30 protein-coding genes are annotated in these 24,951 nt (G+C 40.6%); 14 read left to right on the top strand and 16 right to left on the bottom strand.

Annotation, left to right across the window (positions count from 1 at the left end):
• The first annotated feature begins 10 nt into the window (after nucleotides 1-10).
• The 5 genes from H6G75_RS26695 (at nucleotide 11) to H6G75_RS26675 (ending at nucleotide 5,663) form a co-directional block, all read left to right on the top strand.
• Complete coding sequence (locus H6G75_RS26695) at nucleotides 11-1,513, top strand: NADH-quinone oxidoreductase subunit M (RefSeq protein WP_190982929.1); 1,503 nt, start codon at nucleotides 11-13, stop codon at nucleotides 1,511-1,513.
• Between the two features lie 211 nt (nucleotides 1,514-1,724).
• Nucleotides 1,725-2,321: a CDP-alcohol phosphatidyltransferase family protein gene (locus tag H6G75_RS26690; RefSeq protein WP_190982928.1), complete on the top strand. Its 597-nt coding sequence runs from the start codon at nucleotides 1,725-1,727 to the stop codon at nucleotides 2,319-2,321.
• A gap of 27 nt (nucleotides 2,322-2,348) precedes the next feature.
• Nucleotides 2,349-3,674, top strand: coding sequence for a CO2 hydration protein (locus H6G75_RS26685; RefSeq protein ID WP_190982927.1), 1,326 nt, complete (start codon nucleotides 2,349-2,351; stop codon nucleotides 3,672-3,674).
• Between the two features lie 207 nt (nucleotides 3,675-3,881).
• Complete coding sequence (locus tag H6G75_RS26680) at nucleotides 3,882-5,309, top strand: radical SAM protein (protein ID WP_190982926.1); 1,428 nt, start codon at nucleotides 3,882-3,884, stop codon at nucleotides 5,307-5,309.
• Nucleotides 5,310-5,333: 24 nt separating this feature from the next.
• Nucleotides 5,334-5,663, top strand: coding sequence for a hypothetical protein (locus H6G75_RS26675; RefSeq protein ID WP_190982925.1), 330 nt, complete (start codon nucleotides 5,334-5,336; stop codon nucleotides 5,661-5,663).
• A 3-nt stretch (nucleotides 5,664-5,666) separates the two neighbouring features.
• Here the strand turns inward: H6G75_RS26675 and H6G75_RS26670 are convergent, their stop codons facing one another.
• The 4 genes from H6G75_RS26670 to H6G75_RS26660 all read right to left on the bottom strand — a co-directional run bounded on the left by H6G75_RS26670 (nucleotide 5,667) and on the right by H6G75_RS26660 (nucleotide 7,621).
• Complete coding sequence (locus tag H6G75_RS26670) at nucleotides 5,667-6,545, bottom strand: aspartoacylase (RefSeq protein ID WP_190982924.1); 879 nt, start codon at nucleotides 6,543-6,545, stop codon at nucleotides 5,667-5,669.
• A gap of 62 nt (nucleotides 6,546-6,607) precedes the next feature.
• A complete protein-coding gene (locus H6G75_RS26665; protein ID WP_190982923.1) occupies nucleotides 6,608-6,745 on the bottom strand; it encodes a hypothetical protein in 138 nt (45 codons plus the stop codon).
• Nucleotides 6,723-6,848, bottom strand: a complete 126-nt coding sequence (locus tag H6G75_RS33970; RefSeq protein WP_397332790.1) for a hypothetical protein — start codon at nucleotides 6,846-6,848, stop codon at nucleotides 6,723-6,725. Before H6G75_RS33970 ends, H6G75_RS26665 begins: the two co-directional genes overlap by 23 nt.
• Nucleotides 6,849-6,877: 29 nt before the next feature.
• Nucleotides 6,878-7,621 (bottom strand): hypothetical protein, encoded by a 744-nt coding sequence (locus H6G75_RS26660; RefSeq protein WP_190982922.1) that lies wholly within the window; start codon nucleotides 7,619-7,621, stop codon nucleotides 6,878-6,880.
• Between the two features lie 116 nt (nucleotides 7,622-7,737).
• On the opposite strand from H6G75_RS26660, the gene hemE reads away from it, so the two are divergent.
• From hemE to H6G75_RS26640, 4 genes are all read left to right on the top strand, one after another.
• A complete protein-coding gene (gene hemE, locus H6G75_RS26655; RefSeq protein WP_190982921.1) occupies nucleotides 7,738-8,799 on the top strand; it encodes a uroporphyrinogen decarboxylase in 1,062 nt (353 codons plus the stop codon).
• A 77-nt stretch (nucleotides 8,800-8,876) separates the two neighbouring features.
• Nucleotides 8,877-9,086, top strand: coding sequence for a type II toxin-antitoxin system HicB family antitoxin (locus H6G75_RS26650; RefSeq protein ID WP_190982920.1), 210 nt, complete (start codon nucleotides 8,877-8,879; stop codon nucleotides 9,084-9,086).
• A 3-nt stretch (nucleotides 9,087-9,089) separates the two neighbouring features.
• Complete coding sequence (locus H6G75_RS26645; RefSeq protein ID WP_190707397.1) at nucleotides 9,090-9,314, top strand: type II toxin-antitoxin system HicA family toxin; 225 nt, start codon at nucleotides 9,090-9,092, stop codon at nucleotides 9,312-9,314.
• 58 nt (nucleotides 9,315-9,372) lie between these two features.
• Nucleotides 9,373-10,329, top strand: a complete 957-nt coding sequence (locus H6G75_RS26640) for an NAD(P)-dependent oxidoreductase (RefSeq protein ID WP_190982919.1) — start codon at nucleotides 9,373-9,375, stop codon at nucleotides 10,327-10,329.
• A 75-nt stretch (nucleotides 10,330-10,404) separates the two neighbouring features.
• On the opposite strand, the gene H6G75_RS26635 is transcribed toward H6G75_RS26640, so the two are convergent.
• Entirely contained in the window at nucleotides 10,405-11,013 is a 609-nt protein-coding gene (locus tag H6G75_RS26635; RefSeq protein ID WP_190982918.1) for a Uma2 family endonuclease, read from the bottom strand.
• Between the two features lie 187 nt (nucleotides 11,014-11,200).
• Here H6G75_RS26635 and H6G75_RS26630 point away from each other — a divergent pair, with 187 nt between their 5' ends.
• Entirely contained in the window at nucleotides 11,201-12,787 is a 1,587-nt protein-coding gene (locus H6G75_RS26630) for a B12-binding domain-containing radical SAM protein (protein ID WP_190982917.1), read from the top strand.
• An 83-nt stretch (nucleotides 12,788-12,870) separates the two neighbouring features.
• On the top strand, nucleotides 12,871-13,437 hold the full coding sequence (locus tag H6G75_RS26625; RefSeq protein ID WP_190982916.1) for a Uma2 family endonuclease: 567 nt from the start codon (nucleotides 12,871-12,873) through the stop codon (nucleotides 13,435-13,437).
• 21 nt (nucleotides 13,438-13,458) lie between these two features.
• On the opposite strand, the gene H6G75_RS26620 is transcribed toward H6G75_RS26625, so the two are convergent.
• The 9 genes from H6G75_RS26620 to H6G75_RS26580 all read right to left on the bottom strand — a co-directional run bounded on the left by H6G75_RS26620 (nucleotide 13,459) and on the right by H6G75_RS26580 (nucleotide 19,827).
• Nucleotides 13,459-13,737: a hypothetical protein gene (locus H6G75_RS26620; protein ID WP_190982915.1), complete on the bottom strand. Its 279-nt coding sequence runs from the start codon at nucleotides 13,735-13,737 to the stop codon at nucleotides 13,459-13,461.
• A 147-nt stretch (nucleotides 13,738-13,884) separates the two neighbouring features.
• Entirely contained in the window at nucleotides 13,885-14,214 is a 330-nt protein-coding gene (locus H6G75_RS26615; RefSeq protein ID WP_190982914.1) for a DUF433 domain-containing protein, read from the bottom strand.
• Nucleotides 14,215-14,326: 112 nt separating this feature from the next.
• Nucleotides 14,327-15,649, bottom strand: a complete 1,323-nt coding sequence (locus H6G75_RS26610) for an OmpP1/FadL family transporter (protein ID WP_190982913.1) — start codon at nucleotides 15,647-15,649, stop codon at nucleotides 14,327-14,329.
• Between the two features lie 192 nt (nucleotides 15,650-15,841).
• Nucleotides 15,842-16,231 (bottom strand): PIN domain-containing protein, encoded by a 390-nt coding sequence (locus H6G75_RS26605; protein WP_190982912.1) that lies wholly within the window; start codon nucleotides 16,229-16,231, stop codon nucleotides 15,842-15,844.
• A complete protein-coding gene (locus H6G75_RS26600; protein WP_242051653.1) occupies nucleotides 16,218-16,493 on the bottom strand; it encodes an AbrB/MazE/SpoVT family DNA-binding domain-containing protein in 276 nt (91 codons plus the stop codon). The genes H6G75_RS26605 and H6G75_RS26600 overlap by 14 nt, the downstream gene beginning before the upstream one ends.
• 52 nt (nucleotides 16,494-16,545) lie before the next feature.
• Entirely contained in the window at nucleotides 16,546-18,606 is a 2,061-nt protein-coding gene (locus H6G75_RS26595; RefSeq protein ID WP_190982911.1) for a ribonuclease catalytic domain-containing protein, read from the bottom strand.
• Nucleotides 18,607-18,812: 206 nt separating this feature from the next.
• Nucleotides 18,813-19,028, bottom strand: a complete 216-nt coding sequence (gene rpsR, locus H6G75_RS26590; protein ID WP_062296148.1) for a 30S ribosomal protein S18 — start codon at nucleotides 19,026-19,028, stop codon at nucleotides 18,813-18,815.
• A 2-nt stretch (nucleotides 19,029-19,030) separates the two neighbouring features.
• Nucleotides 19,031-19,225 carry a 50S ribosomal protein L33 gene (rpmG, locus tag H6G75_RS26585; protein WP_083468823.1) on the bottom strand — a complete coding sequence of 65 codons (195 nt, stop codon included), beginning with the start codon at nucleotides 19,223-19,225 and terminating at the stop codon, nucleotides 19,031-19,033.
• Between the two features lie 44 nt (nucleotides 19,226-19,269).
• Nucleotides 19,270-19,827 (bottom strand): RDD family protein, encoded by a 558-nt coding sequence (locus tag H6G75_RS26580; RefSeq protein WP_190971115.1) that lies wholly within the window; start codon nucleotides 19,825-19,827, stop codon nucleotides 19,270-19,272.
• A gap of 127 nt (nucleotides 19,828-19,954) precedes the next feature.
• Here H6G75_RS26580 and H6G75_RS26575 point away from each other — a divergent pair, with 127 nt between their 5' ends.
• Genes H6G75_RS26575 through glp form a run of 3 tightly spaced genes read left to right on the top strand, consistent with a single transcriptional unit; the run spans nucleotide 19,955 to nucleotide 21,670 of the window.
• Nucleotides 19,955-20,146 carry a hypothetical protein gene (locus tag H6G75_RS26575; protein ID WP_190982910.1) on the top strand — a complete coding sequence of 64 codons (192 nt, stop codon included), beginning with the start codon at nucleotides 19,955-19,957 and terminating at the stop codon, nucleotides 20,144-20,146.
• Complete coding sequence (locus tag H6G75_RS26570) at nucleotides 20,143-20,394, top strand: hypothetical protein (protein ID WP_190982909.1); 252 nt, start codon at nucleotides 20,143-20,145, stop codon at nucleotides 20,392-20,394. The genes H6G75_RS26575 and H6G75_RS26570 overlap by 4 nt, the downstream gene beginning before the upstream one ends.
• Nucleotides 20,395-20,428: 34 nt before the next feature.
• On the top strand, nucleotides 20,429-21,670 hold the full coding sequence (gene glp / locus H6G75_RS26565; protein WP_190982908.1) for a gephyrin-like molybdotransferase Glp: 1,242 nt from the start codon (nucleotides 20,429-20,431) through the stop codon (nucleotides 21,668-21,670).
• A 114-nt stretch (nucleotides 21,671-21,784) separates the two neighbouring features.
• On the opposite strand, the gene H6G75_RS26560 is transcribed toward glp, so the two are convergent.
• Both H6G75_RS26560 and H6G75_RS26555 read right to left on the bottom strand, forming a co-directional pair.
• Nucleotides 21,785-22,810 carry an ABC transporter permease gene (locus H6G75_RS26560; RefSeq protein ID WP_190673726.1) on the bottom strand — a complete coding sequence of 342 codons (1,026 nt, stop codon included), beginning with the start codon at nucleotides 22,808-22,810 and terminating at the stop codon, nucleotides 21,785-21,787.
• Nucleotides 22,811-22,937: 127 nt separating this feature from the next.
• Nucleotides 22,938-24,590, bottom strand: coding sequence for an ABC transporter substrate-binding protein (locus tag H6G75_RS26555; protein ID WP_190982907.1), 1,653 nt, complete (start codon nucleotides 24,588-24,590; stop codon nucleotides 22,938-22,940).
• Nucleotides 24,591-24,951 lie beyond the last annotated feature (361 nt).

The following is a 24,951-nucleotide window of genomic DNA, read 5'->3' as shown; positions in this document are numbered from 1 at the left end:
AAAAACTCCCATGCTAAGTGTTTTAATTTGGGCACCAATTATCGCTTCCGTAATTATTGGGTTTTGGCCTAATAATGCCATCCAACCAAATCGCTTGCGCTTGGTATCCCTCACCTTATCCGGTTTAATCCTGCTATGGAATTTGTTCATCCTGTTTAAATTTGATTTAACTAATCCAGGAATGCAGTTTCAAGAATATCTACCTTGGAACGAAACCCTCGGTTTAAGTTATCAATTAGGGGTGGACGGTCTATCAATATTAATGTTGATTTTAAATAGCCTCCTGACTTGGATTGCTATTTACAGTAGCAGCAAAGATACAGAACGACCCCGCTTATTTTACTCAATGATTTTGTTAGTAAGTGGCGGCGTTGCTGGTGCTTTTTTGGCAGAAAACTTACTGTTGTTTTTCCTGTTCTACGAATTAGAATTAATTCCCTTTTATTTATTAATTTCAATTTGGGGCGGTGAAAAACGGGCTTACGCTGGAATTAAATTTTTAATTTACACTGCGGTTTCCGGCGCATTAATTTTAGCCACCTTTTTAGGTATGGTGTGGCTAACAGGTTCCACCAGCTTTGCCTTCGATGCTGTTTCCACTCAAACCCTGTCTGCTGGACTGCAACTGCTGTTACTAGCAGGAATTATCCTTGGTTTTGGCATCAAAATTCCTCTAGTTCCCTTCCACACTTGGCTACCTGATGCTTATGTGGAAGCCTCTGCACCCATCGCCATTTTGTTAGGTGGTGTATTAGCAAAGCTGGGAACCTACGGTTTATTGCGGTTTGGCATGGGGATGTTCCCCAACGCTTGGAGTACTGTTGCCCCAACCTTGGCAATTTGGGGGGCAATTAGCGCGATATATGGGGCAGTAGTAGCGATCGCCCAAAAAGATATCAAGCGGATGGTAGCATACAGTTCTATCGGTCACATGGGTTATGTGTTGCTGGCCAGTGCCGCTAGTACCTCCCTCGCCTTAGTTGGTGCAGTTTCCCAAATGTTCAGCCACGGCATCATCCTCGCCATTCTCTTCCATTTGGTAGGTGTTGTTGAAGCCAAAGCCGGCACACGCGAGTTAGACAAACTCAACGGTTTAATGAGTCCAATTCGTGGCATACCTTTAATTAGTGCCTTACTCGTATTAAGTGGTATGGCTAGTGCGGGTATTCCTGGTTTAACAGGATTTATCGCGGAATTTATCGTCTTTCAGGGCAGTTTCTCTGTTTTCCCCATTCCGACAATATTATGTGTTGTCGCCAGTGGTTTAACGGCGGTATATTTCGTCATCCTGCTGAACCGCACCTGTTTTGGCAGACTCGACAATGATTTAGCCTACTATCCCAAAGTTTTGTGGTCTGAGAAAGTACCAGCCCTAATTTTGGCAGTCCTCATCATCTTTTTGGGAGTTCAACCTACATGGTTAGTGCGTTGGAGTGAGACCACAACCACGGCAATGGTAGCAGCAATTACTCCTGCGGAAAAAACCGTAATTTCTCAGGTTGCGTTGAAGTAATGGAAAGAATTCAGAATTCAGAATTATCTCTCTACTTCCTCCGTCAACTGCATAGAACTAGAACTGACTCAAGAACTCTCTAAAACTCTTTTTTCTTCTTCGTGTCCTTTGCGTTCTTTGCGGTTCGTTTATCTTAAATTTTGGGAAGTTATGATAGTGATTCTAAACTCTGACTCTTGAATACTGCTTCATCAAACATACAGGAGAAAATATGAATCTCACCTTAATACCAAGTGGTCTTGTAATGTTCCGCTTTTTAATAGCACCCTTCCTCCTGTGGGATGCTTGGGATGGTGATACGAGTATTTGGTTTTTAGTGGGTTTTACTGCTGCTTTTCTTTCCGACATTTTTGATGGCATTATTGCCCGGCGACTTGGTGTTAGCAATGCCAAATTGCGACAAGCTGATAGCTGGGCTGATACCTGCCTTTTTAGTTGTATCTTTTTAAGTGCTTGGCTGGGATATCGAGATATTTTGATAGCTTATCGCCTTCCTTTATTGATGGTGATTTTTGCTCAACTTGTGTGGTGGATAGTTAACTTAATTAAATATGGCAAACCCGCCAGCTATCACACTTACTCAGCCAAGTTTTGGGGAATTACATTATTTATTGCCATTGTGGCATTGTTTGGATTTAACTACGCTGGCATAGCTTTATGGCTAACTTGTATTGCCGGAACTATTTACAGCATCGAAGAAATTGCGATGACGTTAATATTGCCAGTTTGGACGCATGATGTTTTGAGTATTTTTCATGCTTTAAAAATACATCAGCAATTACAAACAACCGATATTTCTACTGTCTAAAAATACATTTAATATCCAGGAACCAATATGGTACAAACTCCAGAAAAACCTGTGACAACTAAACTTCCACCTTCTCGCCATGAATTTGCGGAAGTAATTCATCGTTTAGAAGCTGGCGGTTCAATGTTACCAGATACGCCAGAAAACTTAATGCAAATCATCGGGATTTATAAAGCTTATGCTGTACCGATGGACTTTTACTGGCGTGATTTATTATATATAGCTGAACAGGTATTTTTAGAGCCATTTGCCTTTTTTAAATACTTCTTACCTCAAAAGTATTTAGACCTGCATAATCATTACGCTGGCGATACTGCTGATTTAAGAATTTGGCGTGGTGAAGCAACAGCCCATCCTGAACTTTTGGCATTTATGGAAAAGGGTGAAACCTTGAAAATGCCAAAATTATTGCATCACTTATTCCACGATCGCATCAATATGGAATTTGCGGAAGCTTGTATGCGGGCAATGCTTTGGCATAGACACATGTATGCGCCAGTCAATCAATTTGATGCGTATCTCGACTCCGAGGAATACAAAGCCAACGCCGACAGGGCAATTAAAGCCTACTTCCAAGGCAACCCCGTAATGCTGGGACTGTACAAACTTTTTCCTGAGATGTTTTTGGAACAGTGCCGCCAGATGTCATACTACTCTAACCTCGGCTTATTCTGGGAAGTCATGGCCCCGGTATTCTTTGAAATGTCCGACATCTACGACGAAGGCGGGTTTAAGGGCGTACCTGATGCAATGAACTTTTTGGTCAATGGCATATTTGCGATCGCAGGTCGTCCCATTTACCATCATGTTTATATCCGTGGCGAATGCTACGAAATTATCCCCAAATCTAAAGGCTTCACCTGGCTATACGAAGCAGCATTACCCTACGTAGAAGCTGTATTCTACCGCACCGCCCCCTTTAGAGGCACAAAATCTTACAACGCCCAAGCCGGACAAGTCCCAGATGATCAAAAAGATTTCCACTACGGCATTCTCTACGCCGATGTATTTCCTGTAGGTACTGCTGGTATTCCACCAACATTATTGATGCAAGATATGTTGCACTTCTTACCACAATATCTTGTTGATTATTACAAACAACATTGCCGTGGTGAAGATGATATGTTGATTCAGTTGGGTATTAGTTTCCAACGCTCAATGTATAACGTTACTTCTGCGGTCATTCAAGCATTGAGAACTGCGCTTTTATATCCCTTAGATGACCCTAATCCTAAACACTTGCAAGCCAATCGTGAGTTTTTTGAACAGCAATTAAATCGCTTTACTCGCGCTGATTATAATATGCGTGATGCTGCCCGTCTGCGGAATATTCAAACCCCAGATTATCGTTAATTAATTTTCCTTTCATGGTATTTCGATTACTTCACCTCTCTGAACAAGGGAGGTTTTTATGTAACTAAATTTTAAAAAATATATCAATTTTTATTGTTAACTTCTCATGTACACATTTAAAGGTATTTTTAGGTAAATAAACCATACCTTCTTTTATCTCACGCAAAGGCGCAGAGACGCAAAGAAGAGTGAAAGAGTAGAAATATTATGAATCCTACTAGAAATTATCTTTTTTATGCTTTAACAAATAGCATTTGCTCAAAATGTCTTGTAAAAGTTGAAGCTAAAATTATTTTTCAAGATGGTTGTGTTTATATGATTAAACACTGTCCGACGCATGGACAGGAAAAAGTTTTGATCGCAGATGATATTGAATATTACAAAAAATCACTGGAATTTATTAAACCAGGTGATATGCCTTTAAGGTTTAATACACCAATTAAACATGGCTGTCCTTATGATTGTGGGTTGTGTCCTGACCATGAACAGCATAGTTGTTTAACTTTAGTTGAAGTCACAGATAGATGCAATCTTTCCTGCCCAATTTGTTATGCTGATTCTGGTGCGGCTGAAGTTTCGGAAATATCGCAGCAACCGCGTCGCCATCGCAGTTTAGCACATATTGAAAAAATGATTGATGCGGTGGTGGCAAATGAAGGTGAACCGCAGATAGTACAGTTAAGTGGCGGTGAACCAACTATTCATCCAGAGTTTTTTGAAATCTTAGATATTGCTAAAAGTAAGCCGATTAAGCATTTAATGATTAATACCAATGGCGTGAGGATTGCCAAGGATAAATCATTTTGCGATCGCCTTAGTCAATATATGCCAGGAATTGAATTATATCTGCAATTTGATAGTTTTGAAAAGGCAGCTTTAGAAGAATTACGTGGTGCAGATTTACGGGAAGTTCGAGAAAAAGCCATTGAACATCTCAATGAATATAATATATCGACAACATTGGTTGTCACCCTGAAAAAAGGGCTGAATGACCACGAAATTGGCAAGATTATCGATTATGCTTTACAACAAAAATGTATTCGGGGTGTAACTTTTCAACCTATACAAGTAGCAGGTAGATTAGAAGGATTTGACGCAAAACAAGATAGATATACTTTAACCGAAGTTCGTCGCTCAATTCTCGAACAAAGTTCTCATTTTAAGCCAGAAGATATTCTACCTGTGCCTTGCCATCCCGATTGTTTAGCGATGGCTTATGCTTTGAAACTTAACGGTAAAGTGATACCTCTAACTAGTTTAATAAATCCTGATGTTTTTGTAGATGTTGTACCCAATAGCGTATTATATGAACAAAATGAAGAACTGAAACGGCATATTTTTCAACTCTTTTCTACAAGTCACTCGCCTAATTCTGCGGCTGTATCCTTAAAGCAACTTTTATGTTGTTTACCAATGCTACCCGTACCTGAAAACATCAACTATAGCAATGTGTTTCGAGTCATGATTGTACAGTTTCTTGACCCTTACAATTTTGATGTGCGTTCAGTCAAGCGTTCCTGTATTCATATTGTTCACCCAGATGGTAGAATTATTCCCTTCGATACTTTCAATATTTTTTACCGCGAAGGTAGTGCGGGCTATGGATTAGTAAATAGCAAATATTCTTTAGTTTGATTAATTTCGATTAAGGTTGATTTAATGTCACAACAAAATAATACTAATGAAATTGCCAAAATCATTTTAGGAATACTGTTACTTTGTGGCTTTCATATTCTAGCAATCATTATTATATTTGCTATTGGCATATTGTTAGAATACACTTCCGTTTCTAATAACTATATTGTTTTACAAGTTTGGCTAATCGGTGGTTTTGGTTTTCTATTTTGGCAACTTTTATATGTGATTCCCCTTTGTATTTTTTTACAAAGGAAGCGACAAATAGCTATGAGGAATGGTGTAGTTATTGGTGCAGCACTGACAGCTTTATTGAATGGTGGCTGTTTTCTGCTGTTTAGTGGTGGGCGCTAAAATTTAAATTTGGATAGTTTTCTTTTCGGTTAAACACATCGCAATTCCTTTTTCATAATATGCAGCTTCGTTAATAAAAATGGGGTAAACTGTAGATGTGCCTTGATAGGAGATCGCACTTCCTTCTAATGTTAAAAATATCGGTTCACCAGGGTTAAGCTGTTGATAATCTTGAAACTGGAGTTGGGGGTGAATCATACCGATAATTTCGCCAGCTTCGGTGCGGGGATAATCAATAACTCCTGTATATTGATAATATGTCAGCGTAGTATTTTGCTGTTGAGATAAACCTTGATTATAACTTTCGATATAGTCTAAAACTTGATAAATTAACGCTTCAGTTTTTTGAAATAACTCAGCATTTAACACTCCCTGTGCTACAGGCCCCACTTCAATCGCAAAACCCAATTCTGATATTGAACATAGAAAGTTAGAATCCCTCGTCGGTTGAGAATAACAAATTCTCACATCAGGATTAATTGCACTTAAATGGGCAGCTAATTGTAAAATAAAAGGGTGTTGACTTCCCAAAATTATAGTTAACTGCATATTGGCAGTAGAACTATGCAAATCAATAATAACTTGTTGCTGATTTTTGCTTTCTTCTGCTAGTAAATAATAGATATTTTTCGCCAAAATATCTTCATAACTTGCAAGTTGGGGATTTTGTAAATCTGCTGCTGCAAAGCAACGATTTAAATCTTTATCAATATAGCGTCTGGCTGCTGCAAATGCCTTGGGGTTACTCAATAGAATGCGAGTATCAAAACTAGGATGCTGAATCAGTTGCGGAAACTGTTCAAATTTTTTTCCTAGATATATTCCTGTAAATTCATTGCCATGTGTACCAGTGGCAATTACTACTGAATTGATGTTTCCCATAGTTTTTATAAATTGTTGGGGTCGATACCTTTTTGTTGTAATTTAGCTAAGAGTTATTGAAGTTAGTTTTGGGTTTCTTTTAGTTCCTGTTGTCGTGCATTTGCCAATTCTTCTGGTGTTGGATATCTTCTACCATTTTCATCGTAACAATACAACCATTCTTGCGTTATGCCTTGATTAAGTTCTGCGTTCTCTGCCAATACCTAAATTAACTTCTGGCATCCAAATTTTATCACCAGAATCATCAGAATCTGGTAATTCGGCTGATGAAGGTAAACATGCTAACGGATTGTAGTGAAACATAAATGTATTTCCTACTTAAACTTTTCTGCTTAACTTGCCTGAGTTTGTCTTGGTAAGCGTCTTTTTAAAATACAAAAACCAATTGCTGGTACTATTCCTAGAATAGTTGCTGTGAATCCTTGTTGACTGCCATACAATATCGCTTCTGGTATGAAGTTTTGCATTAATGATAGCAACCAGACCAGCAAACTAATTAACAAAAAAGCAACTGATGGCACAAAATTCCACCACCAGGGTTTAATTGTGTAACGGCGGACAACTAGCCATTGCAATAGCCCCATCCAAAGACCTGAAAAAATATAAGCAATTGTTGATAAAAATCCAAAGATAATTGCTAACTCAGGAGATAAAGTTTCATTAAGAGAATTAGCAATTGAGGCAATATAATTAATCCAGGCAGTTGCTACACAATCAGCAGTTAACCAACCAATGGTAGTCGCAATTATCCATCGCCAACCAGAAAGATAACGACGCATAACTAATGCTTGGTCGGTAGCAAAAACCACAGCAAATACAATATTACTGAGTAATTTTATGCCATAGCCCCATGATTGCATTTCTATAGATCCAAATGCACTCAGAATTTGTGTGAGCAGTCTTTCTACAGCGAGACTAAAAACGCCACCCACTACCCAACCCAAAATTGTCATAAAAGTAAACAATACACAAAACTTGCGTCGTTGGCTGGGGGGTATAAATAATTTGCCTGATGGAGAATTGCTATTAGTAGGTGCAACATTAGAAGGATTTGGATTATTAGAATCGGTTTGCATATTAAGTTAAGTAAAGCTAAGACTTGGGCTTTTCAAGCAAGCCTTCTGAAAAAGCGTAATCTCAGAATGATAAGCTAAACATTGACATAACAAAGTGACTTAGGATGAAGTGTTAAATGGGTGTTTCCTCAACGGCCCCTCATCTCCTGCGGGCTGCTCGTGGTGAAATAGTAGATCGTCCCCCAGTATGGATGATGCGACAAGCAGGACGATATATGAAGGCGTACCGAGACTTAAGGGAAAAGTATCCTTCATTTCGCGATCGCTCCGAAATTCCCGAAGTAGCGATTGAAGTATCCCTGCAACCTTGGAAAGCCTTCCAGCCGGACGGAGTGATTTTATTTTCCGACATTGTAACTCCATTGCCTGGTTTGGGCATTGATATGGACATTGCGGAAGGTAAAGGGCCAATCATTCATTCGCCCATTCGCACTCAAGCACAAATTGATAGCCTGCATGATTTAGATCCAGAGGCGGCTCTACCGTTTATTAAAACCATCTTGCAGGCATTACGCCAAGAAGTTGGCAACAAATCAACAGTATTAGGCTTTGTCGGTGCGCCGTGGACGTTGGCTGCTTACGCAGTCGAAGGAAAAGGTTCTAAAACCTATTCCATCATCAAAAACTTGGCCTTCTCAGACCCGGCAATTCTACACCAACTGCTGACAAAATTGGCAGATGCGATCGCTACTTATGCCCGTTACCAAATTGACTGCGGCGCTCAAGTAGTGCAGATGTTCGATTCTTGGGCGGGACAATTAAGCCCTCAAGATTACGATACCTTTGCTCTGCCTTATCAACGACGGGTATTCCAGCAAGTCAAACAAACCCACCCCGACACACCATTAATTCTTTTAGTTAGTGGTAGTGCAGGTGTACTAGAAAGAATGGCTCAATCTGGTGCGGATATTGTCACCGTTGACTGGACTGTAGACATGGCTGATGCTCGCGCTCGATTAGGCAAGCACGTTAAAGTACAAGGTAATCTTGACCCTGGTGTACTCTATGCTTCCAAAGAGTTCATCCGCGATCGCATTTATGATACCGTTCGCAAAGCTGGCAATTGGGGTCATATACTCAACCTCGGTCATGGTGTATTACCAGATACCCCAGAAGAAAACGTCGCTTTCTTCTTTGAAACAGCCAAGCAACTCAGTACAGCAGCACTGGTAAGTTAATTACCTTTGTGTCTTTGTGGTGACAATTTTTGAACCACAAAGACATAATAATTGCATTGCTGACACATCTATTTTTTATGAGAACTTTTACTGCGATAATCGAACGAGATCCTGACACAAATCTATATGTTGGGTACGTTCCTGGTTTTCCTGGAGCGCATTCTCAAGGTGAAACATTGGATGAGTTAAACAAAAATTTACGTGAAGTAATTGAGATGTTACTGGAAGATGAAAATTTAGCTTTTGATACTGAGTTTGTCGGTACACAGCAAATTGTAATTCGATAAATCATGAGCAACATTCCCGTTCTCAAACCTCAAGAAGTTGTTAGGATTCTGGAAAATCTTGGCTTTGTTGAGGTGCGACAGAAGGGTTCACACAAACAATTCCGTCATTCGGATGGACGAGGTACAACAGTTCCATTTCACAAAGGTAAAGACATATCACCAAGGTTACTCAGACAAATTGCTATTGATATCAATTTGACAATTGAGGAAATGTTAGAAGCACGATGAACTCTAGCGCGGAACATTTAATCTTATTTTTAAATCTTAAAATTTTAAAAAACTTACTATGAGTCAGAAAAGAATTTTAGTCACAGGCGCAAGTGGCTGCATCGGTCATTATATTTCAGAAGCATTAATTCAAAATACAAATCACGAACTATTTTTATTAGTTAGAAACCCCAATAAACTGCAAGTTAATACGCAATATCGTTCAGGTATTACCGTCTTGCAAGGCGATATGCAAGAAATTAAACACTTTGCAGATTTGTTATCAACTATTGATGTCGCAGTATTAACAGCAACGGCTTGGGGCGGAGAAAATACTTACGACATTAATGTCAACAAAACACTAGAGTTGCTCAGTTTATTAGACCCTGAACGTTGTGAACAGGTAATTTATTTTTCAACTGCTAGTGTATTAGATAACAAAAACCAACCTCTAAAAGAAGCAGGCGAAATTGGGACAGATTATATCGGTTCTAAATATCAATGCTTGCATGAAAAAGAAAAACTAGCGATCGCACCTAAAATTACCACTGTTTTTCCCACCTTAGTACTAGGCGGCGATGCCAATAAACCCTATTCTCACCTGACTTCTGGTATACCCGAAGTCACAAAATATATTAACTTAATTCGCTTTTTACAAGCAGACGGCAGTTTTCACTTTATTCACGGAAAAGATATCGCCACAGTTGTGGAATATTTAATCGAACATCCACCCCAAACCCAAGAACAACGCAAATTAGTTTTAGGTCAAGAAAGACTCACCGCCAACCAAGCAATAGAAGAAACCTGCGCTTATCTTGGCAAAAAAATTTACTTCCGCATCCCCCTATCTATCTCCTTAGCCAATTTGATTATTGCCGTCTTCCGCATTCAAATGGCTGCTTGGGATAGATTCTGTATGAATTATCGCCATTTTACTTATAAAAATGCCGTCAATCCTGCGAGTTTTGACTTGCCAAATTATTGTGCAACCATGAGTGATGTGTTGAAAATTAGTGGTGTGCCGAGGAAAAAATAATGTTATTTAAATCTCAAACCTCTTTCTACTCTCTGCGCCTTTGCGCCTCTGCGTGAGATAAATCATCCCACAGTTTCAACCCCAAACACGACTTAAATCCAAAACAGACCCTCGTAAAACTCCTTCACCCAATAACTCCGCCGGATTCTCAAACACTTCCACCACCGAAATTGGGCGATAAATTTCTACACGTCGCTGCTGCGGATCAATTAACCAACCGAGTTTTGCACCATTATCGATGTACTCGTGCATTTTTTCTTGCAGAGTTTTGAGAGTATCAGAACTAGAGCGTAATTCTACTACAAAATCTGGACAGATATTCGCAAAAGTTCCTTTTTGTTCGGGAGTCAGGACTTGCCAACGTTCTTGGCTTACCCAAGAAACATAAGGAGAACGAATTGCGTCATTTGGTAAGACAAAAGCAGTTGAGGAGTCAAACCCTTTACCTGGTTCACCTGCATTCCGCCACCATAAGTATAATTCTCCCGAAATGGTTGCATTAAGTTTCCCAGTCTCCCAGACTGTTGGCGGATTCACGATTAACTCTCCTTTTGCAGTTCTTTCCAGTCTCAAGTTTCGGTTAGCGGCGGCTAATGCGGCGAACTGTTCTGGGGTGACATGTAATGCGATCGCTTTCGGTAACTCAATCCATAAGTTTTCTGGGTTAACGGGTATCTGTACCATCTTGACCTCTTACTTACATCATCAAGCATCGAGAGGCATCATATTTTTATTATCAGACACATAATATTGTCTCGTTAATAATTGCACAGACAAAAACTTTAACGGTAAGCTAAAGCCAATATAAAGTCAATAAGTAATTATTTCCGCTAGAGTGGGATAACAATCAAAGTGTGAGGTCTGCTACTACATGCGAGTTTTATTAGTTTATCCGATATTTCCTAAAACCTTTTGGTCTTATGAAAAGATTCTGGATTTAGTCGATCGCAAGGTTTTATTACCACCTTTGGGTTTAGTGACTGTAGCGGCAATTCTGCCCCAAGAATGGGAATTTAAGCTGGTTGATCGCAATATTCGCCCTGCGACAGAAGCAGAATGGGAATGGGCAGATATAGTCATTTTCTCAGCGATGATTGTCCAGAAACAAGATTTATTGGAACAAATTCAAGAAGCAAAACGACGCGGTAAGTTAGTTGCAGTTGGTGGCCCTTATCCAACTTCCACACCCTATGATGTTCAAAATGTTGGTGCAGATTTCCTGATTTTGGATGAAGGGGAAATCACCTTACCGATGTTTGTGGAAGCAATTCAACGAGGTGAAAAATCGGGAACTTTCCGCACCGCAGAAAAACCAGATGTCACAAGCACACCCGTACCCCGCTTTGATTTATTAGAATTAGATGCTTATGACATGATGTCGGTGCAATTTTCGCGCGGTTGTCCTTTCCAGTGCGAATTTTGCGACATTATCGTTCTTTATGGACGCAAACCACGCACCAAAACCCCAGAACAATTATTAGCAGAATTGGATTATCTCTATGAATTGGGTTGGCGGCGGGGTGTGTTCATGGTGGATGACAACTTTATCGGTAACAAGCGGAATGTGAAATTGTTGCTGAAAGAGTTAAAAGTCTGGATGGAAGAACACCAATATCCCTTTAAATTTGATACGGAAGCTTCTGTAGATTTAGCCCAAGACGAAGAATTACTAGAATTGATGGTTGAGTCTGGATTTTCGGCGGTGTTTTTGGGAATTGAAACCCCAGACGAAGATAGTTTACAACTCACCAAGAAATTTCAAAATACCCGCAGTTCTTTGACAGACGCAGTGCAAACCATTATCAAAGCTGGGTTGCGGCCAATGGCTGGGTTTATTATCGGATTTGATGGAGAGAAAGCAGGCGCAGGCGATCGCATCGTCCGGTTTGCTGAACAAGCCGGGATTCCCTCAACCACCTTCGCCATGTTACAAGCATTACCCAATACAGCACTGTGGCATCGGCTGAAAAAAGAAGGTAGATTGCGGGAAAATACAGAAAGTAACATCAACCAAACCACGTTGATGAACTTTATTCCCACCCGTCCTTTAGAGGAACTTGCCAGGGAATATGTTGAGGCTTTTTGTGTTTTATACGACCCTGTGAAATATTTAGACCGCACCTATCGCTGTTTTTTAATGTTAGGTTCGCCTAAGTGGAAAGCACCTTTTAAAATGCCATCATGGGTAGAACTCAAAGCACTGTTGATTGTAGTTTGGCGACAAGGAGTTGTCAGGGAAACTCGGTGGAAATTCTGGCATCATTTGTTCAGTATTATCAAGCGTAACCCTGATGTATTTGCACATTACCTTGCCGTTTGCGCCCATAACGAACATTTTATTGAGTATCGCCAAATTGTCCGCGACCAAATTGAAAGCCAGTTAGCCGCATATTTGGCACAAGGCGCAGAAAAACCTTATGTCCCTGTGGCTGAAAAAGCAGAGGCGATCGCTAGTTAAATTAAAGATAGGGAATAGGGAGTAGGGAATAAAAAACATCCTCTCCCTAAATCCAAAATCTGAAATCCCAAATCCCAAATTGTATGACTTCCACTGCATCCGAAAAAGTCCGTTGGACAACTGCCGACTTAGAGTTATTTCCTGACGACGGCAAGCGTTATGAGATAATTGATGGAGAGTTATTTGTGACTAGAGCGCCTCATTGGAAACACCAAAATGTTTGTGTCAAAATTGGGACACAATTACAAATTTGGTCAAATCAAACAAGTTTAGGACAAGTTGCCTTTGCACCAGGAATTATTTTTACTGATGATGATAATGTAATTCCTGATGTAGTTTGGGTGAGTAATGAACGTTTATCAGAAATATTAGATGAAGCTGGACATTTAACAGGTGCGCCAGAATTAGTAATTGAAGTGCTTTCTCCTGGCGAAATACAGAAAAAACGAGATAAGCAATTAAAGCTAAAACTTTACTCAGTTCAAGGTGTACAAGAATACTGGATTTTTGACCGCGAAAAAGAAACAGTAGAAATTTACCGTCGAGAAAATGGTGTTTTAAAATTAGCAGCTACTTTATATAAAGAAGATAATTTAACCAGTCCGCTTTTGCCGGGATTTAGTTGTACTGTTAAAGTTTGTTTTAGTTAGCGATCAGGATGGAGAAGAACTTCATACATCGGAGCGAAGGTTTCTCCAATTAGTATACTCGGCTTTAGGGGTTGCTTGATTTTGCTTAACTCGCTCTATTAATCCAGGAATTGCCAAAAGTTCTTGCGTCGCACTTTCACTTTCAGCATTTGCCAAGTAAGCTGCAAAATCAGCAAGCACCTGTAGTCGCTCAGGCGATAGTTGTTTGAGTAAGTCATAAAGCTGGTTCTGCAACTCTGTTACAGATACCAAATCTGCCGACGAACTATCATCCATTGGGGCATTATCTGTAGTGTTCATTGCCTACTTTGCAGTTGCTATATTAGCATCCATTGTAAGGCAACTAATTGTGAGGAATGTTATTGCTTGTCGAAAACGTTAGTTCTCTTCGTAAAACCCCTGTGACGATTGCTTGGTTCAAATCAGCATCGGCTTGGTAGCGAACAATCACGGCTCTACCTGCTGTCTTGCTACTTTAGCCGCTATGAGTTTGTTGTATAAATCAGGATTGCTGGCTTGAAGCGGTTGAGGCATAGAATCAAATGCTGCTTCTTCTGCTGCTAAGTAAGCATCGATTTCAGTGCGATTCGCTAGATAAAATGCGATCGCTCCATAAACCTGTTCAAGTGTTAGCAACGGAAAAGACTGAACAATACTTTCAGGCGATAACCCCTTTCGGAAAGTGTAAACAATTGAGTCAAGAGAAATCCGAGTTCCTTCTACCCAATAAGCATCTTTGCGAAACTCTACGTAAGATTTAGGTGCTAAGACTGCCATAATTTCATGATTAATCAACTGTTTTCAATCATAAATAGAAAATATCAGATAGTCAGTTTCGAGATAGCGATCGTATGAATGAAATTATCAGGCGATCGCCCTCAGTACAAGCCTAAAACTGCCAATTCAGTTGTAATCCCACAACATCTACTGAGCTTTCAAATTCACCTCTAACTGTGCCAGTGGTAGTACTAGACTGATTGATGGGGCTGTCTTCTGTGAAAACATGGCTATAGGCAACATCAAGACTGAAAGATTTAGAAGGACGGTAACTCGCACCCACACCTACCAAAGTGCGATCGCCTCCTGGTAATCTGGCTGTGACAAACTCATCTTTAATGGGACTAGGATCGTAAGTCACACCAGTCCGCAGTGTTAATTTATCGTTCACTGCGTAATTTACACCAAGTCCAAAACGATAAGTATCTTCCCAGTTTTCTGGTTGTACACTATCTGCTTGTCTGGGATTATCAAACTGTACCCGTAATTCTTTAAAGCGACTCCAATTTGTCCAAGTCACATCGCCCACAACTGAAACACGAGGACTCAATTCTTGATATACAGCCAGTGAGAGGATATCAGGAAGATTGACAACAGCTTTAGCCCCCGTATCTGTAAACTGTCCCCTAGCAGTTAGTACTTGTAGACTTTGTGGAACTGTAAAATCAGCATTCCCGCGAATGTCTTGGGTAATTGCAGAACGGTAACTCAAACCGATGCGAGTACTTTTGCTTGGTTCATACATTACTCCCAAGTTATAACCCACACTCCAATCAGAACCAGTTACTTTCACAAAACCATCTGCTTGTTGAGGTCGGGTAGGTAAGCCTGCACTCCGCCCAATTAAGCCAAAGTCAATGGCGTTAGAAAGTGTAGCTTCAGCATACTGGACATTTAACCCCGCACCCACAGAAAAGTTATCTGACAATTTCACCGCCACTGTGGGATTAATATTAATTGTGGCAAGTCTAGATTCTACTGCTTGGTAACGTCCCACCCAATCGTTGCTATATTTAGTCGCTAAACCAAAAGGAACATTGAAGCCAATACCAGCTTTGACAGTATCCGAAAGACTCCAAGCCGCATAAAGATTCGGAACCACAACATCAACGCCAGCTTCACCGCCATTACTCCCGGTTAAGGGCGCACCTGTAACAACTGTTGAACCCTGATTTTGAAATCTCACTGTAGGATAAATCACAAAGGCAGATCCAGTAACTGAATTGCCTGTTAAGTGCGTCAACCCAGCCGGATTAAAAAAAATCGCACTAGCATCATCAATGTTAACGGCTGTTCCCGCATAGCCATTGCCCACATTTTTCACACTTTGTTCATTCAGGGCAAATCCGCCAGCTAATACTAAATTTGCAGTGTTACTAATTGTTAATGTTGTGAGTATTGGGACTAAGTAAAAATGCGCTTGCGATCGCTTCATGATAAAAGATTTTTAAGTACCAATACTTAGTATCTATGAATTTGATACATCAATCGCAGTAATATTTGTGACAATAGGTAAAGTGATTAGTTAATATAACTACATACGAAAAGGTGTATTTTGTGCTATTTAAATTCTTGTGTAACAATCAGATTTATTTGTGCTGTTAAAGATTGTTTTGGGTAGCGATCGCTACTCCAGACAACGAAATCCGATTTCACCCTTCAGCTTGCCATCAAAGTTTACGGTTTCTGTACAATTCAACTGATGTGCGATTGCCCCAATTAAGTAGTCTGAGAAATCCGCTTTACCCTGCTTGTAACGTTGTAGAGCCTGGTCAATAGTAGAACGGTTTTCAAACTCAAAGGCGGGACTGTGCAGCATGGACTCTAGAGTATTAATAATCTCTTCTTTACGAAAACCGTAATTTGAACCTCTGAGTACCCAGAACAATTCGCACAAGACGATATTGGCAATAAAGCAGGGTTGGTTGGACTGAATAAGGGAAGAAGCTTGTTGCCACTGCTGTTCATCATCTTTCGTTAGGTAGCGAACAAGGATGTTGGTATCAAGTCCGATCATTGGCTCCCTCAGAGATAGCCGCTTCCATATCGTCGAGAGTAGCTGGTCGAATGTCTGGTCGATACAGAATCCCTGACAGAGTTTCTACTGGAACATTGAGGGGAAAGATTTTCACTTGACCATCTGCATCGATAACAAATTCAACCCTGCTACCGCTAACTAAATTGAGATGCTTCCGAATTTCTGCGGGGAGAGTGATTTCTCCAGTGTCAGTGACTGTTGTGCTGAACATAACTAACGATGGCTGTGAAGAAGCTTGCATTTATATTTTAACCAAGTCAATCGCTACTAGCTTTATCTATAGACTGGGAGAATCAATTCGCCGCAGATTGAGCTTCTTGATACATGATTTCTTGGAATTGAATCATATCTTTTTGGGGGTCGGCAATACTCACTTTCACTAATAATTGCTCGCCCAAGGTTACAGAACGTTTAAAAATCATTGGTAACTGCAAGCCCAAATCTTCTAATAAAATGAGTGCTAAGTTACTGTCTTCTCGCAACCACATTAAAACTGTGACTGACCAAACTTGCTCAGGATGACGGCGGAGATATTCTAAAGCCCAATATCTGTTAGTTTGTCGTTCCACCATCGTTACTTCTTGGGTAATAGTGGAGACAGTCATCATTACTTCTTTGAGTTGTTCGGCGGAAAAGGGCAGAACTTCGCCGCGCAGGTGGGCTTTTAGTTGAAAATGAGTAAGCAAATCACTGTAGCGGCGGATGGGCGAAGTGGCTTGGGTATAGGTATCTAAACCCAAACCTGCATGGCGTAGAGGTGTGATGCTCATTTCACTTTTGGGCATACAGCGACGCATTGCACAAGCACGCACAAACCCGGCTGGAAGTTGAATTAATTCTTCTTCTGGAGGCAATTCTGGCTGTGGCTGACCACGGAAAGGCAGAGGTATATTATGAGTTTTACCGTAACGGGCGGCTACTTCACCAGCAAGAATCATCATTTCTGCTACAAGTTGCCGCGATGAGGAATCATCTAAAATGTCAATGCTAATATCGTCGCCTTTGACTTTAATCATCGCCTCTGGCATATTGATGCTGATAGCTCCTTGGTTATAACGCCAAGATTTACGTTTTTTTGCCCAATTTGCGATCGCTGCAATTTCTGGTTCTGCTTGCACGCCTAATTCCAGCATCTCATCGACATCTTCATAGGTGAGGCGATATGTCGGTTTAATCAAACTGGCATGAATGCTATAATCTTCTACTGCCCCATTACTATCTAAAATAATCCCAAAACTCAGGGCGCAACAAATTTTCCCCTGTACCAAACTCATCGGCCCAGTCGCCAAGATTTCTGGGAACATGGGAACCATCCCCGTGGGCAAATAAACCGTACTTCCCCGCTTTCTGGCTTCTAAATCTAAGTCATCTTCTGGCTCTAACCAGCGTGTGGGGTCAGCAATATGTACCCACAATCTTTCTCGACCATCGCTGAGTGATTCCCAACTCAGACCATCATCTATCTCAGTGGTACTTTCATCATCAATTGTGTAAACCTTTAGATGAGTCAAATCCAGGCGATTTGCATCCAAGTCTGTTGTTGGGGAATCCAAACGCTGTTGCGCCACTTCTAATACCTTGCTAGTAAACTGAACAGGAATTGACGAACGACGCAGGAACAAGTTTTCATAGGGACTCCACCAGCCCAGGTCTACTAATAATTGAAAAGCTCCTTGGGGGGTTCCCGGCCGCCCCAGCATATTCATCGTTTCTAAGACTGGTGCTGGAGGAGGATACGCCCTTGATAGCGCATCATATTTTACTCCCTCCCGCACAATATCAGCCATTAAAGCTGCATATTTTTCTAATGCTTCTAGGCGGTGACGGTCATGGCGTTGCCATTCTACCGCTTCACCTTTGAGTGCTTGTTCTACTCGCACTAAAAATTCTTGCTGGCCTTTAGCTTTAAGAGTTTCTACTTCTATTTGGTGTTTCCGTTCGGCTACTTGGGCCGTTGTGCGCGGTTCATAAGCATCGCCTTTTTGCTTGAAGTAGAGTTTGTCATCTGATAACAAGCAATGGGCTGCGTAACAAGGGGCTGGTTCTGATTCGGAAAACAGCAGATTTGCCATTTGTGATGGTGTGACTGCTTCTCCGTCCTCCACCAATAATTCCCAAGCCACTTCTAAGCTAGATGGGTCTAAATATGGCTTGACCTCTTCCAGAAATTTCGGAATTTCTAAGGACTTGTAAGTTTGGCCGTTAACTGTATATGTAATTTGTCTTGGCGCGAGGCTGTGGGATTGACCACGTTCATCTACCACAAACCAACGGGTCTTACCATCTGGACGATCTACCACTCCCAGACGGCGATCGCCTTGAACCCTAAATTCAACTAGCGTCCCCTTCTCCACAACTCTCGCACTCTTATAATTTTAGATTTTAGATTTTGGATTTTGGATTTAATAACTAGTATTAAATCTGAATCACAATAATTTTATGTAGGAACCAATTTTACACTTTATTATTCAGATTTGAGATTTTGGACTCAGAAAGACAAAGCTGTTAAATCAGCTTTCCCTGTTAATCCAAAATCTAAAATCCTAGATTTAAAATTGATTTAGCCTTCAGCGTTGATGAACGGTAACAAAGCGACAATCCGCGCCCGTTTAATTGCTAATGTTAAGTCTCGCTGTTGCTGACAAGTCAGCCCAGTAATCCGCCGAGGTAGAATTTTGCCTCGTTCGGTAATAAACTTACGCAGTAAATCAACATCCTTGTAATCGATTGGCTCTCCTGGCTTAATTGGAGACAGACGACGACGATAGTAACTCATCTTTACTTGATTTCCTTGTGAACGGTATGTTTGTTGCAGTGGGTACAGAACTTGTTCAGTTCTAAACGGTTGGTCGTATTACGACGGTTTTTCATGGTGGTATACCGGGACACACCAGGAGAACGCTTGTCAGGGTTGCTACGACACTCGGTACATTCTAGTGTCACAATTATACGGACACCTTTACTCTTAGCCATAATCTTACAAACAGTAAAGCCTGAAGAGAAATTTACACAAATGACTATCTTCGCACATTTCGTTGCAAAGTATCAACTAAACGCTTGATTTTGATATCGAGCGAGTAGCCCCGACGCGATGAAACTATGAACGTTCTAGCGTAACGGTCATGCAACGCTTGTCGTAACTGGGGATCGGAGAAAGCTGCACCACAGTCTATTGCCAGAGGAAGTAATAGCAGTATAGCAGTGGGATTTGCTCTCAGGTTGCCAAGGGCGATCGACACCAACAAAGCACCAAAGCCAATTATAGCTTCTCGCTTCACCAGTGCCAGCAACTCTGGAATTCTCCCTACTACTTGCCCATTTTCCACTTCTAGGATTTTCAAGTCAAAAGCCCAGCGTCCTAAACTTTGCCCTCGATTATTAAATACCACCACTACCCGTAAAATCAGCCAACAAAAGATAAAAACTAAAATTTGGACAAATTGAATACCGAGACTACTACTACCAAATAGGGAACTGACTAACCAAGCACCTAAAAAATCCAGTCCCAAAGCCAGACCACGCCGCCAAATCTCAGCTTTGGGATAGTGTTTTTGCGGAATTCTTTCGATAGTCATATTAAATAGGTGTTTTTATTTAGCGGTTGGGAAATAATCTATGCTTCTATTCTTAATATTAAAGTGATGGCTGGGTACTTGCTTTGCTGAAAAAGCCCGAAATCACGCCTAATAAACATAAAACTGTATGACTGAGGAAAATCAACCAGAAGCGGAAAAGTTTGATCCAGCAACGGATAATAGCGACTGGTCAGCAGCAGCCACAGAATTAGCTTGTTTTGCACTTGCTAGAAGTAAAGGAAAGCGGTTAGTTAAAATTATCAATACTGGAAATGAGCCGCTACCATTTATTTGTATTTTTGAGGATTACCCAGAATGACTTCCACAGGGACAACTGCTAATCAAATCCCCGTTAGCATCATCATTCCGATGCTAAGTGCTATTGATGACCGTGATTATTCGCTTTTTAAAGAATTAGAAAAAACTTTTGTTGCTCAGTATGGTGTTGAGGTGTGGCAAAATGTTTTTAATTTCCGCGTCTTACCAGCCCTTGATCAGCAATCTAATAAATGGCTACTACAATCATGGTGTAGTAATGGAATTATCAGCGTTAAGGATATAGCTTGAATATTTTTCAGTTGCATTATCAGAGTCTTTCACCATGTTGCAAGTCAGCGATGCAGAAGTAATCATTTTAAATTTGGTACAACCGTTAGATGCTGAAGGGGATATAGAAATTGTAGATTTATTGGCGGCAAGCGATCGCATTCTGGCAAACCCCATCACTAGCCAGCTAGACTTTCCCCATTGGGATAACTCCGCAATGGATGGCTACGCAGTCCGTTACGCAGATGTACAGCAAGCTAACGCCCAGCAACCAGCTATCTTAGAAATAGTCGAAGAAATTCCGGCTGGATATCAACCTAAAACCACAATTCAACCAGGACAAGCAGCACGCATTTTTACTGGTGCAGTAATTCCCACAGGTGCGGATACTGTAGTTATGCAAGAAAGGACAAGCCGCGAGGAAAATCGCGTGTTGATTCAAGTCGCACCACAACCGCAAGAATTTGTCCGCCGCAAAGCATCTTATTATCAAGCCGGAAATCAACTGTTACCAGCAGGAATTCAATTAAAAGCGGCGGAAATTGCTGTTTTAGCAGCAGCACAATGTCCCCAAGTCAAAATTTATCGCCGTCCAAAAGTTGCAATTTTTTCTACTGGGGATGAATTAGTGACACCAAATACACCATTACAACCAGGACAAATTGTCGATTCTAATAATTATGCTCTGGCGACTTTGGTTAAAGAAACTGGTGCAGAGCCTTTATTATTAGGCATTGTGAAAGATAATCCTGTGGCTTTACAAGAAACAATTGCTTACGCCATAGCAAATGCTGATATTGTACTTTCTTCGGGTGGGGTTTCTGTTGGTGAATATGATTATGTTGATAAAATTCTGGAAGATTTAGGGGCAGAAATTCATATTCGTGCGGTGGAAATGACACCAGGGAAACCATTAACTGTGGCGAATTTACCCAATCAAAATTCAGCCATTTATTTTGGTTTACCAGGAAATCCTGTTTCAGCTTTGGTCACTTTTTGGCGATTTGTACAACCTGCAATTAAAAAATTAGCTGGACTTGCTGACGGCTGGGAGGCAAAATTTATTAAGGTGCGATCGCGTGATGAATTACGCGCCAATGGTAAACGTGAAACTTATATTTGGGGACGCTTAAATTTAGTTGATGGCGTTTATGAATTTCACAAAGCTGGCGGTACTCACAATTCTGGCAATTTAATTAACTTAGCTCAAACTAATGCCTTAGCAGTTTTACCAGTAGGTCAAACCTTAATTGCAGCAGGCGAAGAAGTGCAAGTTTTATTAATTGCTGCGGTTTAACTTTTGAATTTTTACTTCCTTATGGGTGTGTACACACATCTAAAAGCATCTTCCCTCCTTCCTTCTGCCTTCTGCCTCCTGCCTTTCCTTAACTACAATTCACGCCGCCTTACTTTAATACCTGATGCGTGGGTCAACGTAAGCATTAATAATATCAATTAAAATGCTTGCCCCAACAACGATCGCCCCAAAGAATACCAAGACACCTTGGACTGTGGGATAATCGCGATCGCTGATTGCTTGATATAAGCGATTAGCTAACCCAGGCCAAGAAAATGTTACTTCCGTTAAAATCGCACCACCCAACAACGAGGCAAAGGTCAATCCTAACACCGTAATTACGGGAATTAAGGCATTCTTTAAAGCATGAGAGACTAAAATTTTATTTTCTGCAATTCCTCTGGCTCTCGCTGCTTCTACATAGTCTGCACGCAGGGTTTGTTTTAAATTCACCCGGACAATACGCTCAAAAATCCCACTTAACAAAATGCCCAAAGTCAAACTCGGTAGGGCAAGATGGTGCAAAGAAGCAAAAAACTGCGTCAAATTCCCACTCAGTAAGCTATCAAAAGTATACAGCCCGGTAATTGGGGATGGTGGCGGTAGTGTCGGCGGAAAACGGTTAGAGTTGGGAAACCAACCCAATTGCACAGAAAAAACTAACTGTAACAGCATTCCCGCCCAAAACATTGGTAAAGCATAAGTAATAATTCCAAATAACCGTCCGCCGACATCAAAATAAGTTCCAGGACGAGACGCGGAAAGCGTACCTACCAAAATCCCAACAATCAAAGCAACTGCCATACTAAATACAGCTAACTCCACTGTTGCTGGAAAATATTGTCCGATGATGTCCCAAACATTTTGTCCGCGACTGGTTAAAGAAGTTCCTAAATCAAAGCGCAGTAAGTTTCCTAAATAATTTAAATACTGTAACCAAATAGGTAAATTTAATCCTAATTGCTTGCGTAATTCTTCCTTTGCTGCTTCTGGCGCACGTCCACCCAAAATTGCATCAGCAGGATCTCCGGGTGTCGCTCTTAATAATAAAAATACGATAGTAATGATAGTTAAAAGTTGTAGTGGTGCTAGGAGCAACCGCGAAACAATGTAATATTGTAGGGCTTTAGAACGAGACATCTTTTAGTAATTTGTTATTTGTCATTCGTCACTTGTACTGAGTGAAGCCGAAGTATTGGTCATTTGCCATTCGCTATTTGTGAAGTAGAACACAAAAGACAAAGGACAAATGACAAAGGACTATCAACTATTTTTTGATTGTTTTATAAATCAAATTTTGAGTAGGGTCAAGCTGCACGTTAGTGACACCTTTTTGAGCAAATACATAGTCTTTGTTTTGCCACAGAGGAACGTAAGGTACATCATTAAGTACTTGGGTTTGAATTTGAGCAAAAATTTGCCCTCGTGCGCTAGGATTTTGTTCTTTGCGTTGTTGGTCGATGAGTTTATTCATGGTTTCGCTATAGTAAAACGAACCTTGAGTTTGACTACCGCCATCTTCACAACCTTTCGCATCAGACCCTTTTTGACAAGCTAAGAAAGGTTGAACATAGTTATCAGGATCTAAAAAGTCAGGATACCAATCAAGCAATGCTGCGGGATATAAACCTTTAGAAATGTCTTTAAAGAAAGTCGGCCCTTCAACTGTGTTGACTTCTAGTTGAACAATACCGTCCATTTTAGTATCAGCCAGTGATTTGAGTGTTTGCGCTGCTAAACTGCGAGTCGGTGAACTGGAAGGATACCAAAGAGGAATTTTCACAGGATTATCTTTAGAGTAGCCAGCTTTAGTTAATAATTCCTTAGCTTGATCAAATTTACCGTCACCATATTTATCTTTAAATAATGGTTGGGAAACATTGAATGTAGTCGGAATCATGCTGTAAAGTGGATCAGCTTGACCGTATAAAACTCGCTCATTTAATAGTTGACGGTCGATAATAGCTGCGATCGCTTGTCTGACTTCTGGTTTATCTAAAGGTTTTTGATTGCGATTCAATACCAGATAACTTACTACACTACCTTGGGCTGTAATTGCTTGCCAATCTCCCTTTTTACCACCTTCTTCTAGGCTGCGAATTTGGTCAGGTTGTAATGATAAATAAGCTACATCGACTGCACCTGTCCGAAAGGCATTAAATAAGTTAACTGGACTGGTTTGAATTTGGACGTTAACGCCTTGATTTACTGGTTTTTCTCCCCAATATTTATCAAATACATCCATCCGCAGTGAATCTGTCCCATACTGCGCTAATTTATAAGGGCCAGTCCCAACAAATGTGTTGGGTTGAAATTTACCAGCACCCAATTGATATGCTTTGGGTGAAACTGCACAAACTCCCGAAAATGCGAGTAAAGAAGGAAATGCAGCAAAGGGTTTTTTGAGTTTAATTGTTAACTCATTTTCACCTGTTGCGGTGACTGAAGCTACTGTATCAGCTAATAAAAAAGAAGGTTTACCTTTATTTTCAATAAATCGCTTAATACTAAACTCCATTGCTTTCGCGTTGAAGGGTGTGCCATCGTGAAACACAACTCCTTGACGTAGCGGGATAGTGTAAGTTAAACCGTCTTGGCTGACTTTGGGTAAACTTGTTGCCAGTTGGGGTTTAATTTCTGTGCTACCTGGTTCGTAAGTATAAAGGCGATCGCTCATATTAAACACTAAACCCAAAGATGCCAACTCGTAAGCATCGGCCGGATCTAATGTCCTCGGTTTGGCAGTTGTCCCAATAGTAATACGACCATCACCCGCAGGCGTATTAGCATTACCCGACGGTGTAGTATTCGCTTGTGGTCGCGTACCACAACTGATGACTAAAAACAAACACAGACAGAACAGAGAAACGAATTGAGTCAACCGACCCCATCTTCGTACAGACAAGGGAAATAAAGTCATACTTTGGATAGTTTTCAAGTCAGCGGTCAGTAATCATACTATATGTCTGGCAATCATACCCAATTTTTTACAATTCAGGCAGCCTCTAGTTAAGCAGAAATACTTATTTACTTAGGACTTACCCATAAAAACGAAAAATAACGGGTTTTAGCAAGGGTATAAAGGTGTAGGGTGTAAGGGTTCTCGATACATACACCCCCCTACACACAATATTTATGAGTAAGTCCTAATTACTATACAAACCATCAATGTAATTTGATATTACAGATGCTAAAAGCACAATTATTGAAGTTATATCAATAAATATTACAAAAATTCATTTTGTTGCCTCAGTATTTTAATGTGATATTTTGAACGATTT

It is taken from the genome of Nostoc sp. FACHB-280 (assembly GCF_014697615.1).
Classification (GTDB): Bacteria; Cyanobacteriota; Cyanobacteriia; order Cyanobacteriales; family Nostocaceae; genus Nostoc_B.
This window is presented reverse-complemented; position numbering and strand designations above follow the sequence as displayed.